The organism is Limnohabitans sp. B9-3 (genome assembly GCF_002778325.1).
Taxonomy (GTDB): domain Bacteria; phylum Pseudomonadota; class Gammaproteobacteria; order Burkholderiales; family Burkholderiaceae_C; genus Limnohabitans; species Limnohabitans kasalickyi.
The window spans coordinates 41,784-67,733 of sequence record NZ_NESI01000007.1; the positions used below are offsets into that span (position 1 = coordinate 41,784).

At 59.8% G+C, this 25,950-nt stretch carries 20 protein-coding genes and 1 pseudogene; 12 read left to right on the forward strand and 9 right to left on the reverse strand.

Annotated elements, in window-relative coordinates; translation table 11 throughout:
• Positions 1-62: 62 nt before the first annotated feature.
• The 3 genes from B9Z42_RS11545 to rsmA are packed head-to-tail and all read left to right on the forward strand — an operon-like array spanning position 63 to position 4,660.
• Positions 63-2,531: an LPS-assembly protein LptD gene (locus B9Z42_RS11545; protein ID WP_100133553.1), complete on the forward strand. Its 2,469-nt coding sequence runs from the start codon at positions 63-65 to the stop codon at positions 2,529-2,531.
• Between the two features lie 7 nt (positions 2,532-2,538).
• On the forward strand, positions 2,539-3,879 hold the full coding sequence (locus B9Z42_RS11550; RefSeq protein ID WP_100133677.1) for a peptidylprolyl isomerase: 1,341 nt from the start codon (positions 2,539-2,541) through the stop codon (positions 3,877-3,879).
• Between the two features lie 22 nt (positions 3,880-3,901).
• Positions 3,902-4,660 carry a 16S rRNA (adenine(1518)-N(6)/adenine(1519)-N(6))-dimethyltransferase RsmA gene (gene rsmA, locus B9Z42_RS11555; protein WP_100133678.1) on the forward strand — a complete coding sequence of 253 codons (759 nt, stop codon included), beginning with the start codon at positions 3,902-3,904 and terminating at the stop codon, positions 4,658-4,660.
• Between the two features lie 253 nt (positions 4,661-4,913).
• Here the strand turns inward: rsmA and B9Z42_RS11560 are convergent.
• The 5 genes and pseudogenes from B9Z42_RS11560 to B9Z42_RS11580 form a co-directional block, all read right to left on the reverse strand.
• Positions 4,914-5,303, reverse strand: a pseudogene (locus B9Z42_RS11560) (barstar family protein); the annotation flags it as partial.
• A 182-nt stretch (positions 5,304-5,485) separates the two neighbouring features.
• On the reverse strand, positions 5,486-7,795 hold the full coding sequence (locus B9Z42_RS11565; RefSeq protein WP_100133555.1) for an NADP-dependent malic enzyme: 2,310 nt from the start codon (positions 7,793-7,795) through the stop codon (positions 5,486-5,488).
• Positions 7,796-7,970: 175 nt separating this feature from the next.
• Positions 7,971-8,150: a rubredoxin gene (locus B9Z42_RS11570; RefSeq protein ID WP_100133556.1), complete on the reverse strand. Its 180-nt coding sequence runs from the start codon at positions 8,148-8,150 to the stop codon at positions 7,971-7,973.
• Positions 8,151-8,236: 86 nt separating this feature from the next.
• Positions 8,237-9,631 carry an aminopeptidase P N-terminal domain-containing protein gene (locus B9Z42_RS11575; RefSeq protein ID WP_100133557.1) on the reverse strand — a complete coding sequence of 465 codons (1,395 nt, stop codon included), beginning with the start codon at positions 9,629-9,631 and terminating at the stop codon, positions 8,237-8,239.
• Positions 9,632-9,644: 13 nt separating this feature from the next.
• On the reverse strand, positions 9,645-10,442 hold the full coding sequence (locus tag B9Z42_RS11580) for a nucleotidyltransferase family protein (RefSeq protein ID WP_255408005.1): 798 nt from the start codon (positions 10,440-10,442) through the stop codon (positions 9,645-9,647).
• Positions 10,443-10,653: 211 nt separating this feature from the next.
• Here B9Z42_RS11580 and tkt point away from each other — a divergent pair, with 211 nt between their 5' ends.
• Together tkt and gap are read left to right on the forward strand one after the other, a co-directional pair.
• A complete protein-coding gene (tkt, locus tag B9Z42_RS11585; RefSeq protein ID WP_100133559.1) occupies positions 10,654-12,753 on the forward strand; it encodes a transketolase in 2,100 nt (699 codons plus the stop codon).
• Positions 12,754-12,788: 35 nt separating this feature from the next.
• Positions 12,789-13,787, forward strand: a complete 999-nt coding sequence (gene gap, locus B9Z42_RS11590; protein ID WP_100133560.1) for a type I glyceraldehyde-3-phosphate dehydrogenase — start codon at positions 12,789-12,791, stop codon at positions 13,785-13,787.
• A 77-nt stretch (positions 13,788-13,864) separates the two neighbouring features.
• Here gap and B9Z42_RS11595 read toward each other — a convergent pair whose 3' ends face one another.
• A complete protein-coding gene (locus B9Z42_RS11595) occupies positions 13,865-14,422 on the reverse strand; it encodes a TMEM165/GDT1 family protein (RefSeq protein ID WP_100133679.1) in 558 nt (185 codons plus the stop codon).
• Positions 14,423-14,564: 142 nt separating this feature from the next.
• Here B9Z42_RS11595 and B9Z42_RS11600 point away from each other — a divergent pair, with 142 nt between their 5' ends.
• Together B9Z42_RS11600 and B9Z42_RS11605 are read left to right on the forward strand one after the other, a co-directional pair.
• The gene (locus B9Z42_RS11600; protein ID WP_100133561.1) at positions 14,565-15,227 is read left to right on the forward strand and encodes an RraA family protein; all 663 of its coding nucleotides are present in this window, start codon (positions 14,565-14,567) and stop codon (positions 15,225-15,227) included.
• A 1-nt stretch (position 15,228) separates the two neighbouring features.
• Positions 15,229-16,203: a tripartite tricarboxylate transporter substrate binding protein gene (locus B9Z42_RS11605; protein ID WP_100133562.1), complete on the forward strand. Its 975-nt coding sequence runs from the start codon at positions 15,229-15,231 to the stop codon at positions 16,201-16,203.
• 55 nt (positions 16,204-16,258) lie between these two features.
• Here B9Z42_RS11605 and B9Z42_RS11610 read toward each other — a convergent pair whose 3' ends face one another.
• Genes B9Z42_RS11610 through B9Z42_RS11620 form a run of 3 tightly spaced genes read right to left on the reverse strand, consistent with a single transcriptional unit; the run spans position 16,259 to position 20,130 of the window.
• A complete protein-coding gene (locus B9Z42_RS11610) occupies positions 16,259-16,720 on the reverse strand; it encodes an MgtC/SapB family protein (RefSeq protein ID WP_233203625.1) in 462 nt (153 codons plus the stop codon).
• A 19-nt stretch (positions 16,721-16,739) separates the two neighbouring features.
• On the reverse strand, positions 16,740-18,893 hold the full coding sequence (locus B9Z42_RS11615; protein WP_100133681.1) for a 3-hydroxyacyl-CoA dehydrogenase NAD-binding domain-containing protein: 2,154 nt from the start codon (positions 18,891-18,893) through the stop codon (positions 16,740-16,742).
• A gap of 31 nt (positions 18,894-18,924) precedes the next feature.
• Positions 18,925-20,130: an acetyl-CoA C-acetyltransferase gene (locus B9Z42_RS11620; protein ID WP_100133563.1), complete on the reverse strand. Its 1,206-nt coding sequence runs from the start codon at positions 20,128-20,130 to the stop codon at positions 18,925-18,927.
• A gap of 120 nt (positions 20,131-20,250) precedes the next feature.
• On the opposite strand from B9Z42_RS11620, the gene B9Z42_RS11625 reads away from it, so the two are divergent.
• The 5 genes from B9Z42_RS11625 to B9Z42_RS11645 all read left to right on the forward strand — a co-directional run bounded on the left by B9Z42_RS11625 (position 20,251) and on the right by B9Z42_RS11645 (position 25,933).
• Positions 20,251-21,435 (forward strand): acyl-CoA dehydrogenase family protein, encoded by a 1,185-nt coding sequence (locus B9Z42_RS11625; protein WP_100133564.1) that lies wholly within the window; start codon positions 20,251-20,253, stop codon positions 21,433-21,435.
• A gap of 143 nt (positions 21,436-21,578) precedes the next feature.
• Entirely contained in the window at positions 21,579-22,286 is a 708-nt protein-coding gene (locus B9Z42_RS11630) for a TetR/AcrR family transcriptional regulator (RefSeq protein WP_100133682.1), read from the forward strand.
• Positions 22,283-23,176, forward strand: coding sequence for an SDR family oxidoreductase (locus B9Z42_RS11635; protein ID WP_100133565.1), 894 nt, complete (start codon positions 22,283-22,285; stop codon positions 23,174-23,176). Before B9Z42_RS11630 ends, B9Z42_RS11635 begins: the two co-directional genes overlap by 4 nt.
• The gene (locus tag B9Z42_RS11640; RefSeq protein WP_100133566.1) at positions 23,173-24,783 is read left to right on the forward strand and encodes an acyl-CoA carboxylase subunit beta; all 1,611 of its coding nucleotides are present in this window, start codon (positions 23,173-23,175) and stop codon (positions 24,781-24,783) included. The genes B9Z42_RS11635 and B9Z42_RS11640 overlap by 4 nt, the downstream gene beginning before the upstream one ends.
• Positions 24,725-25,933 (forward strand): DNA alkylation repair protein, encoded by a 1,209-nt coding sequence (locus B9Z42_RS11645; protein ID WP_158235947.1) that lies wholly within the window; start codon positions 24,725-24,727, stop codon positions 25,931-25,933. The genes B9Z42_RS11640 and B9Z42_RS11645 overlap by 59 nt, the downstream gene beginning before the upstream one ends.
• The last annotated feature ends 17 nt before the right edge of the window (positions 25,934-25,950 follow it).

The following is a 25,950-nucleotide window of genomic DNA, read 5'->3' on the forward strand; positions in this document are numbered from 1 at the left end:
CGGCCCATTTTTGGGCGCGTCTTGACCTCGTGCTGTGCTCTTTTTAAGGTTGTCCTGCGTTCATGTTGCTGCCCGATTTTCCTCGCCGTGCGTGTGCCTTGTCTTGGCTGGCGTTGGGCTTGCTGAGCAACGGCGCTGTTTTGGCGCAAGGGCAGAGCGCAGAGCAAGCCTTGAGCGCACCGCCTTTGGCGCTGCGCCCCAGCAGTTTGTTGCAAGAAAAAATCAGCGACGACACGCGCCAGCAACTCCCCTCGTTTTTGCAAAGCGACAACTTGAGCGGCCGCACCGATGTGCAATCGGTGCTCGAAGGCCATGTTGTTTTTCGCCGTGGCGATTTGCTGCTCAAAGCCGACCGCCTTGAATACGACCAAATCGATGACTTGGCCAAAGCACGCGGCCATGTCTACATCAACCGTGCGGGCAATGTCTACCAAGGCCCTGCGCTCGATTTGCATTTGGATGCCTTTGAGGGCTTTTTCACGCAACCCAGTTATCAGTTGCTGAAGAACAAAGCCCACGGCAAAGCTGAGCGCATCGACTTCATCGACAGCGCCAACACCGTGCTCCACAAAGCCGACTTCACCACCTGCCAACGCAAGCCCGGCCCAAGTTGGATGCCAGATTGGTTTTTCAAAGCCGACAAAATCACCTTAGACACCGACCGCAACGTCGGTGTGGCCGAAGGCGCATCACTGCGCTTCAAAGGGGTGCCCATCTTGCCCGTGCCATCCGTGGAATTTCCACTCAGCGAGGAGCGCAAATCAGGCTTGCTGCCTCCCACCATTGGCGTGGACAACATTGGTGGTTTGGAATACACGCAACCCTATTACGTCAACCTCGCGCCCAACCGCGACGTGACCTTCTTTCCGACCTACTGGAGCAAGCGCGGTCTGAACTTCGGCACCGAGTTTCGCTACCTCGAAAGCCTCGCGCCTCAACCCGTCTTCCAAGGCCAATTGCGCTTGGACTACATGGAGAAAGACATGTTGCGCGAGTCCCGCCGCTGGGCCATGCAATACAGCCACACGGGCATTCTCAACCCCAGCTACGCAGGCGGGCAACTGGGTTTGAACGTGAAGCTGAACCGCGTGAGCGACGACGACTATTGGAAAGATTTTTCATTGCTGGGCAACTCGGGTATTCAGCGCTTGCTCAACAACGACGCCAATCTGAACTGGACCGACGGCACCTACAGCACCGGCATGCGCGTGCAGCGCTGGCAAACGCTGCAAGACTTGGCGAGCACCGGCAACCGCATCACACCTCCGTTTGACCGCGCCCCGCAGTTCACCGCTCGGATGCAACGTCACAGCCTAGGTGGCTTTGACTTCAGCGTGGACGGCGACTTGACGCGCTTTGAATCGATCCGTGACATCGACTGCACAGCCGCTGCAGGTAAAACCTCCTACAAAGAATGCGCCCCGAACGCCAACCGTGCCGTATCGTGGGTGCAACTGAGTCGCCCGTTCCTCTTGCCGTCGGGTTACTTCACACCCAAGGTGCAGGTGCACGGGCGCAGCTATCAGTTTGATGGTGGCTTGCCCAACACCGCGTTTTACGGCGCACGCCAAGGCCAAACCGGTGCCAGCGTGACCGTGCCCACTTTCAGCCTCGACAGCAGCGTGGCCTTTGAGCGCAACAGCCGCTGGCTGGACCGCGCGTGGGTGCAGACCTTGGAGCCGCGTGCGTTTTACGTCTACACGCCTTACCGCGAACAAAACTACCTGCCCAACTACGACTCGGGCGGCAATGCCTTCAACTTCGCCAGCATCTTCACCGAGAACGCTTTTGGTGGGCATGACCGCATCTCTGACAGCAAGCTGTTGACACTGGGCGTGACTTCGCGGTTGCTCGACCCCGAAACCGGTGCCGAAGGCGCACGCTTTGGCGTGGCCCAGCGCCTGCGTATGCAAGAGCAACGCGTCACCTTGCCTGACGACCCCACGGCCAAAGCCGGTATCAGCGAAATTTTGGCCGGCGCCTCGGTCAACCTCAACCGCGCTTGGGCTTTGGACTCCGCCGTTCAGTACAACCAAAAAACCAACAACATGCTGCGCCGCATGGTGGCGGGGCGTTACAACCCAGGTTCCTACCGCGTCATCAATGCTGCCATCCGCACCCAGAACGATGAAAACGGCGAACCGCTGTCCAAACAGGTTGACGTGGGCTGGCAATGGCCCCTGCACGACCTGTGGGGTGGCGCTGACGATGGCAGCACCGAAGGCCGTGGTTTGGGGGAAGGCCGCTGGTACAGCGTGGCCCGCTTGAACTACAACCCGATGGACAAACGGTTGGTGGAGTCCATCCTTGGCTTCGAATACGATGCAGGCTGCTGGATCAGCCGCGTAGTAGCCGAGCGTTTGCAAGTGGCCGACGGTTTGGCCCGCCAACGCTTGCTGTTCCAACTTGAATTTGTGGGCTTCTCGCGCATTGGCACCAACGCCATGGGCTCGCTGCGCACCAATGTGCCGCGCTACCAACCGTTGCGCCAGCCCTCCATGACCCCTAGCCGTTTCGGCAATTACGATTGATGTGACCATGTCCACTTACTTTCAGCGCACAGCGCTTTGCTCTTGCTTGCTGTTGACCTTGCTGACGCTCGCGCCCCTGGGTGCGCAAGCGCAAAGCCCACGCGCTGCCTCACCAGGCGGCAACTTCATCGTGGCGCTGGTGGACAGCGCACCGATCACCAACCTCGACGTACAGCGACGCGCCAGCCAGTTGCGCAAACAACTGAACGCCCAAGGTCGCAGCGCCAGCGCGCCAGCCCCCACAAACGCCAGCCTGTTGCGTGAAGCACTGGAGCGTTTGATCGATGAAAAAGCGCAGCTGCAATTTGCCAAAGATACCGGCGTCGACGTCGATGCCGCCGCCATCGACCAAGCCGAGCAGCGCTTGGCGGCACAAAGCCAAATCAGCGTTGAGGCTTTGCGCAACAAAGCCCAAGTCGAAGGCACCTCAGCCACGCAATTGCGTCAAGACTTGCGTGAGCAACTCATCTTGCAACGTTTGGCCGAGCGCAATGTGCCAGCACGCATCAAGGTCAGTGATGTTGAAATTGCGCAAGCCTTGCAAGAGCGCCAAACCCAAAGCGCCAACACCAACCCCAACATCGAGTTAGGCCACATTTTGATTGCGGTGCCAGAAGCTGCCAGCGGCTCCCAAGTGGCCGTCCTGCAAGCCAAAGCCGACGCGGCGCTGGCCCGCCTGAAAAAGGGTGAGAGCTTTGCCACTGTGGCCAAAGAAGTGTCGGACAGCACCGAGCGCGACAACGGCGGCCTGATGGGTTTGCGCCCCGCCGACCGTTACCCCTCCTTATTTGTCGACGCGACCGACAAACTCGCCGTGGGCGAACTCAGCAACGTGGTGCGATCAGGCGCGGGCTTTCATCTCTTGAAGCTGGTCAGCAAACAAGCCAACAACGTCGCCACGATCACCGAAACCCGGGCGCGTCACATCTTGTTGCGCCTGAGCAGCCAACTCAGCCCCGCCGCTGCGCGCGCGCAATTGACCGCCTACAAGGGCCAAATTGAAACGGGCAAAGCAGACTTTGCCAAACTCGCCCAAGATCACTCGCAAGACGCCAGCGGCCCCAACGGCGGTGATTTAGGCTGGGTCGCGCCAGGCATGTTTGTGCCCGAGTTTGAAGCGGTGATGAACGCGCTGAAGATTGGCGAAATCGCTGACCCTATGGTGTCGCGTTTTGGTGTGCATTTGATTCAGGTGCTTGCGCGCCGAGAAGCGCCCATCACCGAACGCGAATTGCGTGAGTTGGTACGCAACAAATTGCGCGACGGCAAATACGACGAGACTTACCAAATTTGGGCACAAGAACTGCGCGGCCGTGCCTACGTCGAATACCGCGACGCGCCGCAGTAAAACATCAAGCCAAAAGCACACTTTGAAACACATCGCCCGCAAACGCTTCGGCCAGCATTTTTTAACCGACGGCGCCATCATTGAAAGCATCATCGATGCGATCGCACCGCAAGCCGGTGAGCCCATGGTCGAAATCGGTCCCGGCTTGGCCGCCATGACCCAACCCTTGGTAGAGCGCCTGGGCCACCTACACGTCATCGAGCTGGACCGCGACTTGGCCGCTCGCCTGCGCGAACACCCGCACTTGAGCGTGATCGAGTCTGACGTTCTACGCGTGGACTTCACCCAACTGGCTGCCGAGCTCAAAAGCCCGAAGCTGCGCGTGGTGGGCAACCTGCCCTACAACATCTCGTCGCCCATCCTGTTTCATTTGCTCGAACACGTGGCGGTGGTGAAAGACCAGCACTTCATGCTGCAAAAAGAGGTGATTGACCGCATGGTCGCCAAGCCCAGCACCAGTGACTACAGCCGACTGAGCGTCATGCTGCAATGGCGCTACGACATGGAAAACGTGTTGTTTGTACCGCCCGAGTCGTTTGACCCACCGCCGCGCGTGGACAGCGCGGTGGTGCGCATGGTGCCACTGACCGAACCGCCACTGATCAATGTCAAGTTGATGGAAGAGATGGTCAAAACGGCTTTTAGCCAACGCCGCAAGCTGTTGCGCCACACCTTGGGCCGCTGGCTAGAGGGCCGTAACTTTGCAGGTCAGTTTGATGTACAACGCCGTGCCGAAGAGGTGCCGGTTGCTGAATACGTGGCGCTGGTGCAAAGCCTTTGACAAATAAAAAACCCGCCTGCAATCACTGCGGCGGGTTTTTTGTTTCTCAGCACACCGGTTCAAATGAACCGCAAACCGTGTTTTATGCGGTGGCGGCTTGCCAGTAACCCGCATTGAAGGGGCTGCTCATGCGCAAGGCCATGGGCGAGACGTCCACGAGTTTGTCAGTGGGCATTTTTTCACCATCTTCCAACACATCCAGACCGTCAAGGGCGACACCGCCTTTGTCGACCGACGGAGCGCGTGCCACCGAGAACGAATAGAAGCAGCGGAAAGGCACTTTGCGGTCCGACCAGAAGTCAGACGCTTCGCGGAAGATGTCCAACAGCTGCTCGCGGGCTTCTTTGTCAAACTTGGCATGAGCAGGAATGTGCTCCAACACCACGATGAAACCAGGCTGGGTGCCCGACTTGTGCAGCACGTCAGTCAAGCCATCCGACAAGGCGTCGAAGTTTTTGCTGGCTTGTGGTGCAAAGCTGAACTCTTTGGCGATCAAATCCAAAATGTCTTGTTTGCTTTGAGTTTGGGCCAGATTGGCATACAAGAAATGATGACCCATGGCTTGCGCAGCCTCTTGCAACTGGGGCACGCGGAAAGCGCGGATCGACTGAACGATGTTGGTTTTGACAGTAAGCATTGGCATGTCTATCGCCGTTTCTTGTAACTAGGTAAATTTTGAAGCAGCTCTTCGGGTAAACCCGAAAAAAGAGAAGCGCAAGTGTTACAGAATCGCTACAAAAAAGCAAGGGCTCGCCCAAATCTGAGCGAGCCCTGAGGGTTATTACTTAAATTCAGTAAATTTAGGGTAGGGAAACCCGAATCACCTCATCGCACAGCGCTGGCATCCGCCACGGTCAAGGCGGTCATGTTGACGATACGACGCACCGTGGTGCTCGCGGTCAAGATGTGCACCGGCTTGGCCGCACCTAACAGCACGGGGCCAATCGCAATATTGCCGCCCGCTGCTGTTTTGAGCAGGTTGTAAGCAATATTGGCGGCGTCCAAGTTAGGCAACACCAACAAATTGGCATCGCCAATCAAGGTGGTGTCCGCCATTTGTGCTTCGCGGGCATGGCCATCGAGCGCCACGTCACCGTGCATTTCGCCATCAATTTCAAGCCAAGGCGCTTTTTTCTGCACCAAGGCCAAGGTTTCGCGCATTTTGATGGCGGATGGTTGATCGCTGCTGCCAAAGTTAGAGTGCGACAACAATGCGGCTTTAGGCTGGATGCCAAAGCGGCGCATTTCCTCAGCCGCCATGACCGTGATTTCGGCCAATTGCTCGGCGGTCGGGTCGTAGTTGATGTGTGTGTCGACCAAAAAGACTTGGCGATCGGGCAACAACAAGCCATTCATCGCGGCATAGGTGCTCACGCCTTGGCGGTTACCAATGACCTCATGCACGTATTTCAAATGGGTCAGTGGCGTGCTCCACGTGCCGCAAATCAGGCCGTCAACCTCGCCTTTGTGCAACATCATGGTGCCAATGAGCGACAAACGGCGGCGCATGTCGATTTTGGCCAACTGCTCGGTGACGCCTTTGCGGCAAGTCATCTTGTAATAGGTTTGCCAAAAATCACGGTAGCGGTGGTCTTGCTCCACATTGACCACCTGGTAGTCCACACCCTCTTTGAGGCGCAAGCCGAAGCTTTCAATGCGCTGGGCAATGACGGCAGGGCGACCGATCAAGGTGGGCTTGGCCAAGCCTTCGTCCACCACGATTTGCACGGCGCGCAAGACGCGTTCTTCTTCGCCCTCGGCGTAGCACACGCGCTTTTTGCTGGCACGCTTGGCCGCCGCATAAATGGGCTTCATGATGGAACCAGATGCATACACAAAGCCTTGCAGCTTCTCAATGTAGGCGTCCATGTCTTGAATCGGGCGCGTGGCCACACCGCTGGCTGCAGCGGCTTTGGCCACAGCAGGCGCGATCTTCATCATCAAGCGTGGGTCAAACGGCTTGGGGATGAGGTACTCAGGGCCAAAGGCCAAGGTCTCGCCCGCATAGGCTGCGGCCACCACTTCGCTTTGCTCGGCTTGCGCCAATTCAGCGATGGCGTAAACCGCCGCAATTTCCATCTCGTCGGTGATAGTGGAAGCGCCCGCATCTAACGCACCGCGGAAGATGTAGGGGAAGCACAAGACGTTGTTCACTTGGTTGTGATAGTCGCTGCGACCCGTGGCAATGATCGCGTCGTCGCGCACGGCCTTCACTTCTTCAGGCGTGATTTCTGGGTTGGGGTTGGCCAAGGCCATGATGATGGGCTTAGCGGCCATCTTCTTGACCATGTCAGGCTTCAACACGCCGCCTGCGGACAGGCCCAAGAAAACATCCGCGCCTTCGATGATGTCGCTCAAGGTGCGTGCATCGGTCTTCTGGGCGAACTGAATCTTGTCTTCGTCCATCAACTCGGTGCGGCCTTCATAGACCACGCCCGCCAAATCGGTGACGTAAATATTGCTGCGAGGCATGCCCATTTTCAGCAACAAGCCCAAACAGGCCAAAGCCGCAGCACCAGCGCCTGAAGTGACGAGCTTGACGGTTTTGATGTCTTTGCCAGCAACCTTGAGGCCGTTGATGATGGCAGCGCCCACCGTGATGGCCGTGCCATGCTGGTCGTCGTGGAAGACTGGGATTTTCATGCGCTCGCGCAATTTGCGCTCGACGTAAAAACAATCGGGCGCTTTGATGTCTTCGAGGTTGATGCCACCAAAAGTGGGCTCCAACGAGGCAATGATGTCGACCAGCTTGTCGAGGTTTTTCTCGTCAATTTCCAAGTCAAACACGTCAATGCCGGCAAACTTCTTGAACAAAACGGCCTTGCCCTCCATCACGGGCTTAGACGCCAAGGGGCCAATGTCACCCAATCCCAACACGGCTGTGCCGTTGGTGATGACGGCCACCAAGTTGCCACGGCTGGTGTACTTGAACGCATTGTTGGGATCTTTGACGATCTCTTCGCACGGTGCCGCGACGCCGGGCGAATAGGCCAAAGCCAAGTCATGCTGGTTGACCAGCTGCTTGGTAGCGTGGATCGCTAGTTTTCCGGGGGTGGGGAACTCGTGGTATTCGAGGGCAGCGCGGCGCAGCTCAGCTCGGGCTTCTGCGCTGTTGTGGGAAGGGGTTGGGCTCAATGAAATCTCCTAATAGTGCAAAGGGTTGTTGCCTCTGTCGTGAAGCAACAACCCCGAGCTGGTCATTTCATTTTAGGCCTGAGGTCCACCTCACTCATACGGGGATGTGCTTACGCAAGTGACGACGCTTTTTACTTATTCACAAAAGTGAACTGCGCGGTCACCCCTACGGGCCTTAAAAATCGACCAATTCAAAATCGTTTTTGGCGACACCGCACTCGGGGCAAGCCCAGTCCGCAGGCACATCAGCCCAAATGGTGCCTGCGGCAATGCCCTCTTCAGGGCGGCCTTCGGCCTCGTCGTACACAAAACCGCAAACAATGCAGACATAGGTTTTGAAAGTAGAAGTGCTCATGCTGTGCTTTCTTTGAATCTTGAAGGGATTAAATTGAATTTTTTTGGTGCTTTGAGAGCCCTTTTAGAACCTTGGCTCTCGGCCGCTCAACCCCGCATCAACGCCTCAATCTCATCCGCCACCACGGGCACACCGCGTGTGATGAGTTCGCAGCCGCCCTCGGTGACGATGGCGTCGTCTTCGATGCGAATGCCGATGTTCCAAAACGCTTCGGGCACATCGTCAGCAGGGCGCACATAAAGGCCGGGTTCGATGGTAAGAACCATGCCTGGACGCAAGATGCGGCTGGGGCGGTTGACGATGGTTTCGCCCGACAACGGGTCTTTGCGCGTGCTGGCTTCGTTCGCCGCAACACGCTCCACATAGCTGCCGCAGTCGTGCACATCCATCCCCAACCAATGGCTGGTGCGGTGCATGTAAAACGGGAAGTAGGCGCGCTTTTCAATCACGTCTTGCGCATTGCCATGTTTGGCTTTGCTCAGTAAACCGAGGTCTAACAAGCCTTGCGCCAGCACTTGCACAGTGGCCTCGTGCGGGTCGGTGAAACGTGCGCCTGCGCGGGTGGCGGCCACGGCCGCGTCTTGGCTAGCCAGCACCAAGTTGTAGAGGTCACGTTGCGGACCGCTGAAGATGCCGTTGGCGGGGAAGGTGCGGGTGATGTCGGAGGCGTAGCTGTCTAGCTCACAACCCGCGTCAATCAACACCAACTCGCCGCTGCGCACAGGCGCTGCGTCGGCGCGGTAATGCAGCACGCACGCATTCGCGCCAGCCGCGACGATGGAGGTGTAAGCCGGAAACTGCGAGCCATGCATGCGGAACTCGTGCAGCAACTCGGCGTCCAAGTGGTACTCGCGCACATCTTGGCCCGCACGCAACATGCGCGCACTGGTTTGCATGGCGCGAATGTGGGCTTGGGCGCTGATGGCGCTGGCACGTCGCATGATGGCTTGCTCATGCGCGTCTTTGATGAGGCGCATCTCGTCCAACGGGCCGCACACATCGCGCTGCATGGCAGGGCAGGCCACGCCAAAACGCACGCGCGCGCGCACGGCATTGAGCCAACCGTCCACCCGCGTTTCCAAGCCCTTGTGGGTGGCAAACGGGTACCAAACCGTGTGTTGGTTTTCCAGCAACTTGGGCAACAGCGTGTCGAGGTCGGCCACAGACTGCGCGGTATTCACGCCCAACGCGTCCACCGCGGCATCGGGGCCCAAGCGGTAACCATCCCAAATTTCGCGTTCCAAATCTTTGGGTTGGCAAAACACGGTGCTGCGACCTGTGGCATCTATGACTAACCACGCGTTGGGTTCGGTGAAGCCCGTCAAGTAATAGAAGTAGCTGTCGTGGCGATACGGAAAGTCGCTATCGCGGTTGCGCGCATGCTCGGGCGCCGTCGGGATGATGGCCACGCCACCCTCGCCCAACTGGGCAGCCAAATGGGCGCGGCGGGCGGCGTACAAAGAAACAGAGGCTTGGGTCATGGATAGCTCGGTCTTAAAAATGGATCGCATTGAGTTCGGCCAGACGTTCAGGCGTGCCCACGTCGGTCCAAGCACCGTTGTACAAGGATGCACTCACACAGCTATTGTCCATAGCCATGCGGAGCATCGGTGCCAGAGGGGCTTTAACGCCTTCGGGGTTGCCCGCCGCAATGTCGCACCACGCAGCTTCAAAGAAGGCGCGTTTGTAAAGCGCGATGGTGCTGAAGGTGTAGCGCGGTACTTCATGCGCAGCAGGGGCGGCCAGCTTGGGCAAATTCAAAGCCAAGCCCTCAGCCGACACACCAAAGTCTCCGCCCACGTTGTGCGCAGGGTTTGGCACCAGCCAAAGATGCGCCAATTGCGGGCTGGCTTTGAAACGCTCAAACGCTTGTGAAGAAAACTCAAATTCAGGCGCAAACACATCGCCCGCAGCCACCCAAAACACCTCGTCCAACTGGGGCAGGGCGCGCACGATGCCGCCTGCGGTTTCAAGCGCGCCACCAAAGTCCACGCCTTCGTGGGAGTAACGCAAATGCAACGGAGCGAAACCGGGCGTGGCCAGCACATCACCAAAATGCTGCGGTATTTGTGCGCCCAGCCAATCGGTGTTGATGTGCAACTGCTGCACACCACCGCGTTGCAAACCTTCCATGGCCCATTGCATCAAGGGCTTGCCGCGCACTTCGAGCATGGGTTTGGGCTGCACGTCGGTCAAAGGGCGCATGCGTTCGCCGCGTCCTGCAGCCAGCAAAAAAGCGGTGGCCTTGCGGAACTCAGATACGTCTGCGCAGAGCGGCGTGGCAAGGGAAATGCCGAGAGAAGTGGGGCTAGAAGTCGTGTTCACAACCGCAGTGTAACGAGCGGGTTTTGCGCCAAACCGCACCAAACAACACCGCACCAGCAAAGCCTCAACTCGCAAAACAGCCCCATCCTGCGCGACAAAGAACCGGTCGGTCAGGCTGGGGTAGGGCGGCTCGCTAAAATGTTGGTTTTCCCTTATTACCCCACCGGAGTCGCCTGACATGGCAAACACCCAACAAATGGCCAGCGCCATCCGCGCCTTGGCAATGGACGCTGTACAACAAGCCAACTCAGGACACCCCGGCGCGCCCATGGGCATGGCCGACATGGCTGTCGCTTTGTGGGGCGACCACCTGCGTCACAACCCCAAGAACCCCCATTGGTTGAACCGCGACCGCTTTGTGCTGTCCAACGGCCACGGCTCGATGTTGATTTACGCCTTGTTGCACCTCACCGGCTACGACTTGCCGATGAGCGAGTTGAAAAACTTCCGCGTGTTGCACAGCAAAACCGCCGGTCACCCCGAAGTGGGCGTGACGCCTGGCGTCGAAACAACGACTGGCCCCTTGGGCCAAGGCATCACCAACGCGGTGGGCATGGCGCTGGCTGAAAAGCTGTTGGCCTCTGAGTTCAACCGCGAAGGTCACGACATCGTCGACCACCACACTTACGCCTTCATGGGCGACGGTTGCTTGATGGAAGGCATCAGCCACGAAGCCTGCTCATTGGCCGGCGCGTGGAAGCTGAACAAACTCATCGCTTTGTACGACGACAACGGCATCTCGATTGACGGCCAAGTAGCCCCCTGGTTTGCCGACAACACACCCGAGCGCTTCAAAGCCTACGGCTGGCAAGTCATTGGCCCCATCGACGGCCACGACGCCGCCGTGGTCAGCCAAGCCATTGCCACCGCCAAACTGAGCGCTGACAAGCCCACCTTGATCGTGTGCAAAACCAGCATCGGCAAAGGCAGCCCCAACCGCGCTGACACGGCCAAGGCCCACGGCGAGCCCTTGGGCGCCGACGAAATTGCCTTGACCCGCGCCGCCATCGGCTGGAACCACGGCCCGTTTGAAATGCCCAAAGAGGTGTACGCCGATTGGAACGCCGCGACACGAGGCAAAGCCCAAGAAGCCGAGTGGAAAACCGCTTTCGCCGCCTACAAAGCCGCGCACCCCGCCTTGGCCAAAGAACTGCTGCGCCGCATGGCCGGCGAGTTGCCCAAGAACTTTGCACAAACCGTGGTCGACACCGTCATCGGTGCCCACACCAAAGCCGAAACCGTGGCCAGCCGCAAGGCCAGCCAATTGGCCTTGGAAGCTTTCACCGCCGCCTTGCCCGAGCTCTTGGGTGGCAGCGCCGACTTGACCGGCTCTAACCTGACCAACACCAAATCCACCCCCAACCTGCGCTTTGACTTGGCAGGCAACGTGGTGAAGAACGAAGCCGGCGTGGGTGGCCGTCACATCAACTACGGCGTGCGCGAATTCGGCATGGCCGCCATCATGAACGGCGTGGCTTTGCACGGCGGCTTCATCCCTTACGGCGGCACGTTCCTGACCTTCAGCGACTACTCACGCAACGCCATCCGCATGGCCGCGCTGATGAAGCAACGCATCATCCATGTGTTCACCCACGACTCCATCGGTTTGGGCGAAGACGGCCCCACGCACCAGTCCATCGAGCACGCAGCCTCGCTGCGCTTGATCCCTAACCTCGACGTGTGGCGTCCCGCTGACACGGCCGAAACCGCTGTGGCTTGGGCCGTGGCTTTGCAAAACAAAAACAAGCCCACCGCGTTGTTGTTGAGCCGCCAAAACTTGCCTTACCTGCCTAAAGGTGACGCGCATGGTGATGCGCGGGGCGACGTCGTGGCCACCAAAGCCACCGAAGCCGCTGGCGACATCTCGGGCTTGGACGCCATCAACAAAGGCGCTTACGTGCTGGCCGAACCCTCGGAAGTGGGCCTCAAGAAGAAGGCGCAAGCCGTCATCTTGGCCACGGGCTCAGAAGTGCAATTGGCCATGAAGGCACAAGCCTTGTTGGCCGAGCAAAAGATTGCCGTGCGCGTGGTGTCTGTGCCCAGCACCACCACCTTCGACCGCCAAAGCGTGGCCTACAAAGCCGCCGTGCTGCCCGCAGGCGTGCCCCGCATTGCAGTAGAAATGGGCTCCACCGACGGCTGGTGGAAATACGGCGTGTCGGCCGTGGTCGGCATCGACACCTACGGTGAGTCGGCCCCTGCGCCCGTGTTGTTCAAACACTTCGGCTTCACCCCTGAGAATGTGGCGGAAACGGTGCAAGCCGTGTTGGCCAAATAAAGCATTTGATTTTTTAACTTTAGAAGGGTAATTCCATGACTATCAAGATCGGTATCAACGGCTTTGGCCGTATCGGACGTATGGTGTTTCGCGCTGCCGTGCAAAACTTCCAAGACATCGAAGTGGTTGGCATCAACGACTTGTTGGAGCCCGACTACTTGGCGTACATGCTCAAGTACGACAGCGTGCACGGCCGCTTCCAAGGCGAGGTCTCTGTGGACAACGGCGCCTTGGTCGTCAACGGCAAGAAAATTCGCCTGACCCAAGAGCGCGACCCATCGGCCCTGAAGTGGGACGAGATTGGCGCTGACATCGTGATCGAAGCCACCGGCCTGTTCCTCGACAAACCCACCGCTGAAAAACACTTGGCCGCTGGTGCCAAGAAAGTGTTGTTGTCAGCACCGTCCAAAGACGACACACCCATGTTCGTGTTTGGTGTGAACCACACCACGTACGCTGGCCAAACCATCGTGTCCAATGCCTCGTGCACCACCAACTGCTTGGCACCCGTGGCCAAAGTGTTGAACGACAAATGGGGCATCAAGCGCGGTTTGATGACCACCGTGCACGCTGCCACCGCCACACAAAAAACCGTGGACGGTCCTTCTAACAAAGATTGGCGCGGCGGCCGTGGCATCTTGGAAAACATCATCCCTTCCAGCACCGGCGCTGCCAAAGCGGTAGGCGTGGTGATTCCTGAGTTGAACAAGAAGCTGACCGGCATGTCGTTCCGCGTGCCCACCAGCGACGTGTCTGTCGTTGACTTGACCGTTGAGCTCAACAAAGAAGCCTCTTACGCCGAAATCTGCGCTGAAATGAAAGCCCAGAGCCAAGGCGCTTTGAAAGGCGTGTTGGGTTACACCGAAGACAAAGTGGTCGCCTCCGACTTCCGTGGCGAGCCATGCACCAGCGTGTTTGACGCTGACGCTGGCCTGGCCTTGGACAGCACCTTCGTCAAGATCGTCAGCTGGTACGACAACGAGTGGGGCTACTCGAACAAGTGCTTGGAAATGGTGCGCGTCATCGCCAAGTAAGAGGCCTCTGCACTGAGCACCTTGTGTGCTCAGCGGCCCAAAGAACAACGCCAGTGCTGTCAAGCGCTGGCGTTTTTTTATGCCAGCAGCACCAGCACGCCCAGCACCACAAACACCAACGCGCTGATGCGGTGCACCCACTTGAGCGGAATCAGCCGCGTGATGCGCTCGCCAAACCACACCACCGGCGCATTGGCCAGCATCATGCCCAGCGTGGTGCCGGCCACCACCCATAACCAGGCTTGGTATTCGGCGGCCAACATGACCGTGGCAATTTGCGTTTTGTCGCCCATCTCTGCCAGAAAAAAGGCCACGAGCGTGGTGCCAAACACGCCGAATCTGGGAGCGATGGCTGTGTCGTCTTCGTCCAGCTTGTCGGGCACCAACATCCAAGCTGCCATGGCCAAGAACGACAGACCCAAGCCCCATCGCAAATAGCTAGGCGGCACCAGCTGCGTTAACCAGGCACCCAAACTGCCGGCCAGCGCATGGTTCGCCAAGGTCGCCGCGAAGATGCCCCACACGATGGGCCAAGGCTTGCGAAATCGCGCCGCCAGGACCAAGGCCAAGAGTTGTGTTTTGTCGCCCATTTCGGCGAGGGCGACGATGCCCGTCGAGATCAAAAAAGCTTCCAACATTCATCCCAAAATAACAAGACGCCCGACTCAGGCGGTGCCCATCCAAATGATCGACAACCCTAGGCGACTCACTCAGTTTAAGTGACCCCATTTGTGCGTTAGATTAGCCCAGCTTGCCCTTCACACACAGGATCTCACCATGTCCCACGGAATTGAAATTCACCCCCGCCACGAAGCCTTCGCAGAGGGCGTTCGCGCCTTGAGCGGTTTGCCCTCCTCGGTCATCAGCGACGTCATGGGCCGCTTGGTGGGCACCACCGGTCTGCACCCCGTCAACCGCTCCGCCGTCAGCGTGTGCGGCAACGCCTTCACCGTGCAAGTGCGCGCCGGTGACAACTTGCTCATCCACAAAGCCTTGGACATGCTGATGCCCGGCGACGTGTTGGTGGTCGACGGCGAGGGCGATGTGTCGCGTGCCTTGGTCGGCGAAATCATGATGACCTCAGCCCGCAAACACGGCGCGGTGGCGTTTGTGATCGACGGGGCGGTGCGTGATGTTGATGCGTTTGAAACCCATCAATTTCCCTGCTGGTCGCGCGGCGTGAATTTGCGCGGCCCCTACAAAGACGGCCCGGGCAGCATCAACATCAGTGTCAATGTAGGCGGCATGACTGTGAACCCCGGCGACATCATCGTCGGCGACGCCGATGGCTTGGTCGCCGTCTCGCCTGCGCAAGCGCTAGAAATCGCGCGTTTGTCCCATGACAAAGTGGCGCACGAACAAGCCATGATTGCCGAGATTCTCAATGGCACGTATTCATCGGCTTGGGTCGATGCTTCTTTGAAAGCGAAAGGTTTTTAACATGTCACACGCACCACGTTCCATCAATCGCCGCAACGCCTTAGTTGCCGCCGCCCTTTGTGCCTTGTCGGGCGTGTCTTGGGCCGCCTACCCCGACAAACCCATCAAAATCTTGGTGCCTTGGGCCGCAGGGGGTGCCACCGATCAAATTGCGCGCATGCTGGCCCAACCCCTGTCACAGGCCTTGGGCGTGCCCGTGGTGGTGGACAACAAAGGCGGCGCAGGGGGTGTCATTGGCACCCAATCATTTGTGAAAGAAAAGGCCGATGGCTACACGCTGCTCTTGGCCACCAGCTCCACCAATGCCGCCGCGCCGCATTTGTACAGCAAGCTCGGGTTTGACCCCGCAGCTGACTTTTCACCCGTGGTTGCGCTGTGTGAAATTCCCAACGTCATGGTAGTGCCAGCCAAGTCGCCTTGGAACAGCCTCAAAGACATCGTGGGGGCCGCCAAACAAGCGCCCGGCAAGTTCACCTACGGCTCAGCAGGCATTGGCGGTTCACAGCATTTGGCAGGCGCGCAATTCAAAACCGCAGCAGGCATCGACCTGCAGCATGTGCCCTACAAAGGCAGCGGCCCTGCCGCCCAAGACCTGATTGCGGGCCACCTCGACCTGATGATCGACACCGGCTCGCTGGGCAGCATTCGCGGCGGCTTGCTCAAACCCCTCGCCGTGGCGTCGAGCAAACGCTTGACGGCCCTGCCCCAAGTGCCCACCTTCAACGAAGCCGGTACGCCCATGCTGGCCTCGGCTTGGTACGGCGTGATGTTGCCCGCACGCGCGCCCGCCGAAGTGGTGGAGCGCTTGAACACCGAACTCAACAAACTGCTGAAACAACCCGACATTCGCCAACGCCTCAGCGACATGGGTGCTGAAGTCATGGGTGGCACGTCCAACGAATTTGCCAAGTTCACGCTGTCTGAAATCAAACGCTACGAAAGTATCGTCAAAGACTCGGGCGCGCCCAAAGAGTAAACCTCTCCGCTGCGAGCCGCCGCGTAACAGGGGCGGCATCGCAAGCGGTGTTCACTCAGGCATCGACGTCGTTCTTTTTGTCCTTTACGTGCCTAAAGAACAACTTTTTTGCCAGCTGCTCCAGCGGCCCGCCCAACACCAAAATCAACAACATGGCCGCCAACGCGCAGGCGCCCACCTCGTAAAACCCAGCGCCAAACGTCGCCCCCAAAATCGCGCACGCCCACAGGCTGGCTGCGGTGGTCAAACCGTGGATGTTGTGCGAATGGTCATTGCGCACGATGACACCCGCGCCCAAAAACCCAATACCCGTGATCAAGCCTTGCAACACACGGCTCACCGCTTGCGCATCAAACCCGGGAAAGCCCGCAATCAGCAACATCACCAGCGCCGACCCTAAGGCCACCAGCGAATGCGTGCGCACCCCAGCCGATTTGTGGTGTATCCAGCGGTTCATGCCCAGCACGATGCCCGAGAGCAACGCCAAGCCCAGCTTGATTGAAATTTCAGTGATCACACGCAGTCCTTCACCGTCTTCAATACACCGGCTGATGCTGCTTCAAGCTCGCCATTACCGCATCGGTGAGCGCAAAGCCCGAGCCGTACAACGCCGCGAGTTCGCTGCAGCGTTTGGCAAACAGATCCACACCTTGGGCATAGATGAATTGCAGCGCGCCTCCCGTCCAAGCCGGAAAGCCGATGCCGAAGATCGAGCCGATGTTGCCGTCGTGCACCGAGGTCAGCACACCTTCTTGCAGGCAACGGGCGGTCTCCACGGCTTGGCGGTACAGCAAGCGATCTTTGATGTCTTGCAGGCTGTAGGCCACGTCGGCTTTTTCAAAGCGGGTTTTGAGTTCGGGCCACAGCACTTTTTTCTGGCCCGCGGGGTAGTCGTAAAAACCACCCCCTGCGGCGCGGCCGGGACGCTTGAGTTCTTTCACCATGCGCTCGACAAACAGCTCACCGGGCGTGGCGATGTGCACCTTGCCTTCTTTGGCAAAGTCTTCGCGGGTTTGGTCCAGCACATGCACCGACAGCGACAGCGCCGTTTCATCCAGCACCGCCAGCGGGCCCACCGGCATGCCCACTTGCATGGCCAAGTTCTCAATCACGGGGGCAGGGATGCCCTCGCCCAACATGGCCGCGCCTTCCATCACAAAGGTGCCAAAGGTGCGGCTGGTGTAGAAGCCACGCGAGTCGTTCACCACGATCGGCAGCTTGCCCAGCGCCTGCACGTAGTCGTACGCACGGGCAATGGTCTCGTCATCGGTCTGTGCACCGCGAATGATCTCCACCAGTTTCATCTTGTCGACGGGGCTGAAGAAGTGGATGCCGACAAATTTATTCGCGTTGGCGCTGGCCGTGGCCAGGCCGCTGATGGGCAAGGTCGAAGTGTTGCTGGCAAAGAAACCGCCCTCGACCAGCATGGGCTCGGCCTCTTGCGTGACGCGGGCTTTGAGTTCACGGTTTTCAAACACGGCTTCGATGATCAGGTCACAGCCCTTCAGGTCTGCGGCACTGGCCGTGGGCTGGATCAGTGACAACAAGGCCGCTTGTTTGTCGGCAGACATGCTGCCTTTGTCCACGCGTTTTTGGGTGAGCTTGTGGCTGTAGGCCTTGCCTTTTTCAGCGGCCTCGGCGCTCACATCTTTCAGCACGGTGGCGATGCCTCGGCTGGCTTGCGAGTAAGCGATGCCCGAACCCATCATGCCCGCACCCAAAATGCCCACCTTTTGTGGCTTGTAGCGCGGCACATCTTTGGGGCGGCTTTGACCGCCCTTGATGCTGTTCATGTTGAAGAAGAAGGTGTTGATCATGTTGCGCGCCACTTGGCTGGTCAACAAACCCGCGAGGTGGCGGGTCTCGATGCGCATGGCCGTGTCAAAGTCCACCATCGCGCCTTCGACCATGGCCGCCAAAGCGGCTTCAGGGGCAGGGTACAAGCCGCGTGTTTTTTGTTTGAGCACGGCTGGAGCCACGCTCAACATGCCCGCGATCTTGGGGTTGCTCGGCGTGCCACCGGGCATCTTGTAGTCCTTGCGGTCCCAGACATGCTGGGCTGCTTCGGGCTGGCCTTGGGATGCGGCGATGTAGGCCAGCGCGCGCTCACGCAATTGCGCGTCGTTGTCCACCAACTCATGCACCAAGCCCAGCTTGACCGCTTCGTCGGGGCCAAACAGTTTGCTCTCCAACACATAGGGCTGCGCGGCCAGCAGGCCCAAGACACGGGTCATCTTGGTGATGCCACCCGCACCAGGAATCAGACCCAGCGTGATTTCGGGCAAGCCCAATTGGGTTTTCGGGTTGCGCGTGGCAATGCGGTGATGCCCCACCAACGCCACTTCCCAACCACCGCCTAGGGCCGAACCATTGAGGCAAGTGACCACGGGCACGCCTTGTGTTTCAAGCGTGCGAAAGCATTGTTTGATGCGCTGAATTTCAGCAAAAACACGCGGCCCGTCTGTGGCCTGCGAGCGCATCACGCCCTTGAGGTCAGCGCCGGCAAAGAAGGTGGTCTTGGCCGAAGCCAAAACGATGCCTTTCAGGCCTGCCTTGTCTTTCAGCACTTGCTCGGTCGCTTGCGCAAAGTCTTCTTGCCATTGCAGGCACATGGTGTTGACCGGTGAGCCCTGCTCGTCAAAGGTGAGGGTGGCAATGCCGTCGGCCAGTTCGTAGCGCAGTGTTTTCAAAATGATGTTGCTCATGGTGTTCTTTCCCCAATCAAACGCGTTCAACGATGGTGGCAATGCCCATGCCGCCGCCCACACACAAAGTGGCCAAGCCGTAGCGCAACTTGCGGCGGTGCAGCTCATCAATCAAGATGCCAATGATCATCGCGCCCGTGGCCCCCAGCGGGTGGCCCATGGCAATCGCGCCGCCGTTCACGTTCACCTTGTCGTGCGGCACATGCATCTCTTGCATGAACTTCATGGGCACGGCGGCAAAGGCTTCGTTGATCTCGAACAAATCAATTTGGTCAATCGTCAGGCCCGCCTTGGCCAGCGCCTTACGCGCAGCCGGCATCGGGCCAGTCAGCATGATGGTCGGGTCAGCGCCCGACAAAGCCACCGACACGATGCGGGCGCGTGGGGTCAAACCATGGGTTTTTCCTGCGGCTTCCGAGCCGATCAACACAGCCGCTGCGCCGTCCACGATGCCTGATGAGTTGCCTGCGTGGTGCACATGGTGGATGCGTTCGACTTGCGGGTAACGCTGCAAAGCCACCGCGTCAAAGCCCATGGCACCGAGTTGTTCAAACGAGGCTTTCAGGCCACCCAGTGTTTCCACCGTGGTGCTGGGCTTGATGAATTCGTCTTGCGCCAAGATGACCTGGCCCAGCTTGTCTTTGACCGGCACCACCGAGCCATCGAAATAGCCCGCTGCACGCGCGGCAGTAGCGCGCTTTTGCGACTCGACCGCAAAGGCGTCGACATCGTGGCGCGTGAAGCCGCTCATGGTGGCGATCAGGTCAGCGCCAATGCCTTGCGGCACGAACAGCGTGGCGCTGTTGGTCTCGGGGTCTTGCGCCCAAGCACCGCCGTCGGAGCCAATCGGCACGCGGCTCATGCTCTCTAGGCCACCGGCCACGACCAGCTCTTCCCAGCCGCTGCGCACCTTCATGGCGGCCATGTTGACGGCTTCTAAACCCGAAGCGCAAAAACGGTTGAGCTGCACGCCCGAACAGCGCCAGTCCCAACCGGCAGCCAGTGCCGCGACTTTGGGGATGACCGAGCCCTGCTCGCCAATGGGCGAGACCACGCCCATGACCACATCGTCCACCGCAGCGGTGTCGAATTGGTTGCGGCTTTGCAGCTCGCGCAGCACACCCGACAACAAGCTGATGGGCTTGACCTCGTGCAGGCTGCCGTCTTTTTTGCCTTTGCCACGCGGTGTGCGTATGGCGTCATAAACAAATGCTTCGCTCATGAATGTCTCCTGAATGTCATCAAGGGTTAGACCCTGTGTTGCGGGAATTTCGAATCAGTATACTTTTTACAAAGCAAACGCTCTGTATAAATAAACCCTAGTTTTTTGCAAGGAACCGTCATGATTGAACGCACGCTTTTCACGCCTGACCACGAAGCTTTTCGCGACAGCTTTCGCCGCTTCATGGATAAAGAAATCGCCCCCCACCACGAGGCCTGGGAAGAACAAGGCTATGTCGACCGCGCCGTGTGGGACAAAGCCGGTGACAACGGCTTTTTGTGCATGACTCTGCCCGAGGCCTACGGCGGCTCGGATGCAGACAAGCTGTATTCGGTGGTGCAGATGGAGGAGTTGTCTCGCGCAGGTTTCACCGGCATCGGCTACGGCCTGCACAGCGAGATCGTCGCCCCTTACATCCTGCATTACGGCACCGAAGCGCAAAAGCAAAAGTACCTGCCCAAGCTGGCCAGCGGGGAGATGGTGGGTGCGATTGCCATGAGCGAGCCGGCTGCGGGCTCGGACCTGCAGGGCGTGAAAACCACGGCCATATGGCAAGCAGGCCCCTCCGGTAGCGAAGCCGACGGCCACTATGTGATCAACGGCAGCAAGACCTTCATCACCAACGGCTGGCACGCCGACTTGGTCATTCTGGTGGCCAAGACCGACCCGGCCGCCGGAGCCAAGGGCACCAGCCTGTTTTTGATCGAGAGCGGCACACCCGGCTTTGAAAAAGGCAAGCGCTTGAAAAAGCTGGGCCTCAAAGCCCAAGACACGTCCGAGCTGTTTTTTGACAACGTCAAGGTCAGTGCCGACCAGCTGCTGGGCGGCACCGCCATGCAGGGCAAGGGCTTCATTTGCCTGATGGAGCAATTGCCTTGGGAGCGCCTGCAAATCGCGATTGGCGGCATTGCCGCAGCGCAAGCGGCCATCGACTGGACGGTGCAATACGTGAAAGACCGCAAGGTGTTTGGCCAGGCCGTGGGCAACTACCAAAACACCCGCTACACCCTGGCCGAGTTGCAGACCGAAGTGCAAGTGGCCCGTGTGTTTGTGGACAAATGCAGCGAACTGCTGCTGCAAGACAAACTCGACACCGCGACGGCCAGCATGGCCAAGTACTGGTGCTCGGATTTGCAGTGCAAAGTGATGGACGAATGTGTGCAGCTGCACGGCGGATACGGCTACATGTGGGAATACCCCATCACCCGCGCCTATGCCGACGCCCGCGTGCAACGCATCTACGGCGGCACCAACGAGATCATGAAAGAAGTGATCTCGCGCAGCATGGGTTTGGCGGGGCGCTGAAGCGCGGACACCGTGTCACACCCCTCAGCTGTCACCCGGGGCTTGACCCACGGTCCATCCTCATCTGTCACCCCGGGCTTGACCCGGGGTCCATCCCCTTTCACGCATGGATGCCGGATCAAGTCCGGCATGACATCTCAAAAATGATCAGCTCCCCCACCCTCATTGAACCCAAACGCGCACGCGGTCGCCCCCGCAAGACCGAAGGCGAGCGCGACGACGGCAACCGCCGCCAGGCGCTGATCTCGGCGGCGGCGCAACTGTTTCACCGCAAAGGTTACGACGCCACCAGCACCCGAGAAATCGCAGCGCTGGTGGGCATGCAGCCGGGCTCGCCGTTTTATCACTTCGGCAACAAACAAGACCTGTTGCTGGCCGTGATGGTCGAGGGCATGAAGCAAGCCAGCCAACGGCAAACTGCCGCTTGTGCTGACCTGCCGGATGACCTGCCCCCACGCGAACAACTGCGCGCCCTGATCCGCAACCAGTTCGATGTGCTGCTGGGGCCTGACAGCGATTTCATCCCGGTGATGCTGTACGAATGGCGGTCCCTCAACGGCGAGCAGCGCCAGACCATCACGCAGATCAAGGATGGGTACGAAGCCGCGTGGACGCCCGTGTTGCAAGCGCTGCATGTCAGTGGGCAGTTGCAGGCCCCGGTGCAGCTGGCGCGCTTGATGATTTTTGGCGCGCTCAACTGGGCGGTGCAGTGGTACCAATCGCCAACTCAAACACCTGTCAAACGTTCAGCCAAAGCAGCAACCCAAACAACACCTAAAAGCCCCGCTCGCGCATCGCTGGACGATTTGACCGATGCCGCTCTGGCCTTGTTTTTGAGAGACCCCACATGACAACAACCACACCCTACCGTTCGGTCTTTTCCCCCGGCCTGCTGAGCGGGCAAGTGATTCTGGTCACCGGCGGCGGCTCGGGCATTGGCCGCTGCACCGCACACGAGCTGGCCAGCCTGGGCGCGCATGTGGTGCTGGTGGGCCGCAACCCCGACAAACTGACCGCCACCGCGCAAGAGATCACCGGTGACGGTGGGCAAGCCACTTGGCACAGCTGCGACATCCGGCGCGAAGACGATGTGAAAGCCATGGTCGCGCAGGTGGTGCAGCAGCACGGGCGCATTCATGGCTTGGTCAACAACGCGGGCGGGCAATACATCTCGCCCCTGGCCAAGACCAGCGCCAAAGGCTGGCAAGCGGTCATTGACACCAACCTCACGGGTGGCTTTTTGGTGGCGCGTGAGTGCTTCAACCAAAGCATGCAACAGCACGGCGGCGCGGTGGTCAACATCGTGGCAGACATGTGGGGCTCGATGCCGGGCATGGGCCACAGCGGCGCAGCGCGGGCAGGCATGGTCAGCTTCACCGAAACCGCTGCACTCGAATGGGCGGCTCAAGGTGTGCGCGTCAACGCCGTGGCCCCGGGCTACATCGCCAGCAGCGGCATGGACCACTACCCGCCCGAGGCTGGGCCCATGCTGCGCGAGATGCGCAACACGGTGCCACAAGGCCGCTTTGGCACCGAAGCTGAAACGTCCGCCGCCATTGTGTTTTTGTTGTCACCCGCTGCCAGCTTCGTCAGCGGCACAGTGCTGCGTGTGGACGGTGCCCGCCCGCAAATGCGCATGGGCTGGCAGCAAGGTGTGGCCCAAGCCGATGTGCAAACACGCGATGCGGTCAAACCCTTTAACGGCTTTCACCGCGCCGTGACCCCCAAGGTATTCCAATGAATTTCGAATCCACCTGGAACCCGCACAACCCCGTGGCCCAGCAGCGGCGCGAAGCCGCACTGGCCCGCTTGGCGCAATGGCAAGCCTTGCAAGACCGCGCGGCGCTTGCCTCGGCCCAATCCAAACCCGTGTTCGACAAGCGTGGCCAGTTGCTGCCGCGTGAACGCGTGGCCTTGCTGCTCGATCCGGGTGCGCCCTTCTTGCCCCTGTGTGCGCTGGCAGGCTTCATGCAGGACACACCCGACCCGGCCAAGTCGGTGCCCGGCGGCGGCATGATCGCGGGCATTGGCTTCATCAGTGGCGTGCGCTGCATGGTGGTGGCCAGCGACTCGGGCATCGAAGCCGGAGCCATTCAGGCGCGGGGCCTGGAAAAGATTTTGCGCGTGCAAGAGTTGGCATTCGAAAACAAACTGCCCTTTGTGCACCTGGTCGAAAGCGCCGGGGCCAACCTGATGCAGTACAAGGTCGAAGGTTTTGTGTTGGGCGGCAGTCTGTTTCGCAACCTCGCCCGCTTGTCAGCGGCGGGCTTGCCGGTGCTCACGGTGCAACACGGCTCGGGCACGGCGGGCGGAGCGTACATGCCGGGCTTGAGTGACACGGTGATCATGGTGCGCGGCAGGTCACGCGCGTTTCTGGCCGGGCCGCCTTTGCTCAAAGCCGCCACGGGCGAAGTGGCCACCGAAGAAGAACTGGGCGGGGCCGAGATGCACACCAGCGTGTCGGGCCTGGGTGAATACCTGTGCGAAGACGACCGCCACGCGCTGGGCACGGCACGCGATGTGGTGGCGCGCTGGGACTGGCCAGCACACAAGACACAGCGAGAGGCCAAACCCCCGCGCTTTGACGCCGAAGAATTGCTGGGCCTGATGCCCGCCCACCACCGCGAACCCATCGACATGCGCGAAGTGATCTTGCGGCTGGTGGACGATTCAGATTTTCTGGAATTCAAACCCCTGTTTGGCGCGGCCACGGTGTGTGCCCAAGCACGCATCGGCGGCCATGCGGTCGGCATCATCAGCAACAACGGGCCGATTGATGTGGCCGGGGCCAACAAGGCCACACACTTCATCCAGTGGATGTGCCAGCTGGGCCACCCCATCATTTACTTGCAAAACACCACCGGCTACATGGTGGGCAAAGACAGCGAGCAAGGCGGCATGATCAAACACGGCTCCAAAATGATCCAGGCCGTGACCAACGCCACCGTGCCGCAGATCACCATCCAGTGCGGGGCTTCTTTTGGTGCGGGCAACTACGGCATGTGTGGGCGGGGCTATGCGCCGCGCTTTTTGTTCAGCTGGCCAGGCGCCAAGACAGCCGTGATGGGCGGCGAGCAAGCGGCCCGCACCATGCAGATCGTGGCCGAGGCCGGCATGGCCCGCAAAGGCATCACGCCCGACCCAGACAAGATGCAAGCCCAGTTCGACAAGATCGTGGCCCTGTTTGAAGCGCAGGCCGATGCCTTCTACACCAGCGGCCTGGTGCTGGACGACGGCGTGATCGACCCGCGCGACACCCGCAGCGTGCTCAGCTTTTGCCTGGACACCTGTGCCGATAGTGCAGCACGCCAACCCCGCGCCAGCACGTTTGGCGTGGCCCGCATGTGAAGGCCCAGACATGGCCACCGATTTGAAACACATGCTCCCGCTGGACGCGGCCCACCAGTTGGGTGAGCAACTCGCAGCGGCGGGGGCTTCGGTGCATCGGGGCCAATGGCAAAAGGCCATGGGGGCCGACTTTGAAGCCTTGGGCCTGATGGACCGTGGCCGCCGCCTGGCCAAAGTGATGGCGACATGTTTGCCGCCTGACTTTGCGCAAGCCGCCCCTTTGTTGGTGCAGGCCATGGGTCGTCCTATGGGGCTCGACAAACACGGTGAGCCCACCGCCAGTGGCGATGTGCCCAGCAGCTTCTTTTATCTGCCGCACAGCATGTACATCGCCAGCCATGGCCTGCAGCATCTGCCCGAGGCCCTGCACGCCCAACACGCGCTGACCCAACGCTTCACGGCTGAATTTAGCCTGCGGCCGTTTTTGCAGCAGCACACCCAGGCCACTTTGGCTCATCTGTCGCTGTGGGCGCAAGACGACAACGCACATGTGCGCCGCGCCGTGAGTGAAGCCACACGGCCCCGCTTGCCCTGGGCCGCACGCTTGCCGGACTTTGTGCGCGACCCGTCTCCGGTGCTGCCTTTGTTGGCCCGCTTGCGTGACGACCCCTCGGCCTATGTGCGCCGCTCGGTGGCCAACCACCTGAACGACATCGGCAAAGACCACCCCGAGCTGCTCACCAGATTGGCCCGCCAATGGCTGGACGATGCGCCGGTGCCTGCCTCGCGGCAGGCCTTGCTGCGCCATGCCCTGCGTACCGCCATCAAGCGCGGTGATGCGCAGGCGTTGGCCTTGTTCGGCCACGGGCAAGTGAGCCCCTTGCAGGTTCACAGCGCGAGCATCAGTCCCTCAACAGCCCGCATTGGCGAGAGCGTGACTTTGCGCTGCCAATTGCACAACCCCACGGCACAGGCGGCCAGCGCTCTGGCCGATTGGCGCGTGTTTTACGTCAAGGCCAACGGCACGCTAAGCCCCAAGGTGTTCAAAGGCAGCACCGTGCAGATTGATGCTCACGGCCATGGCGTGCTCGAAAAAACACTGTCGCTGCGCCAAATGAGCACCCGCACCCACCACCCGGGCCGCCACACCGTCGAGATCGTCCTCAATGGACAAGCGCACAGCATTGGCCACTTCGATCTGCACCCCTGAACCCACCCCACGGAGAC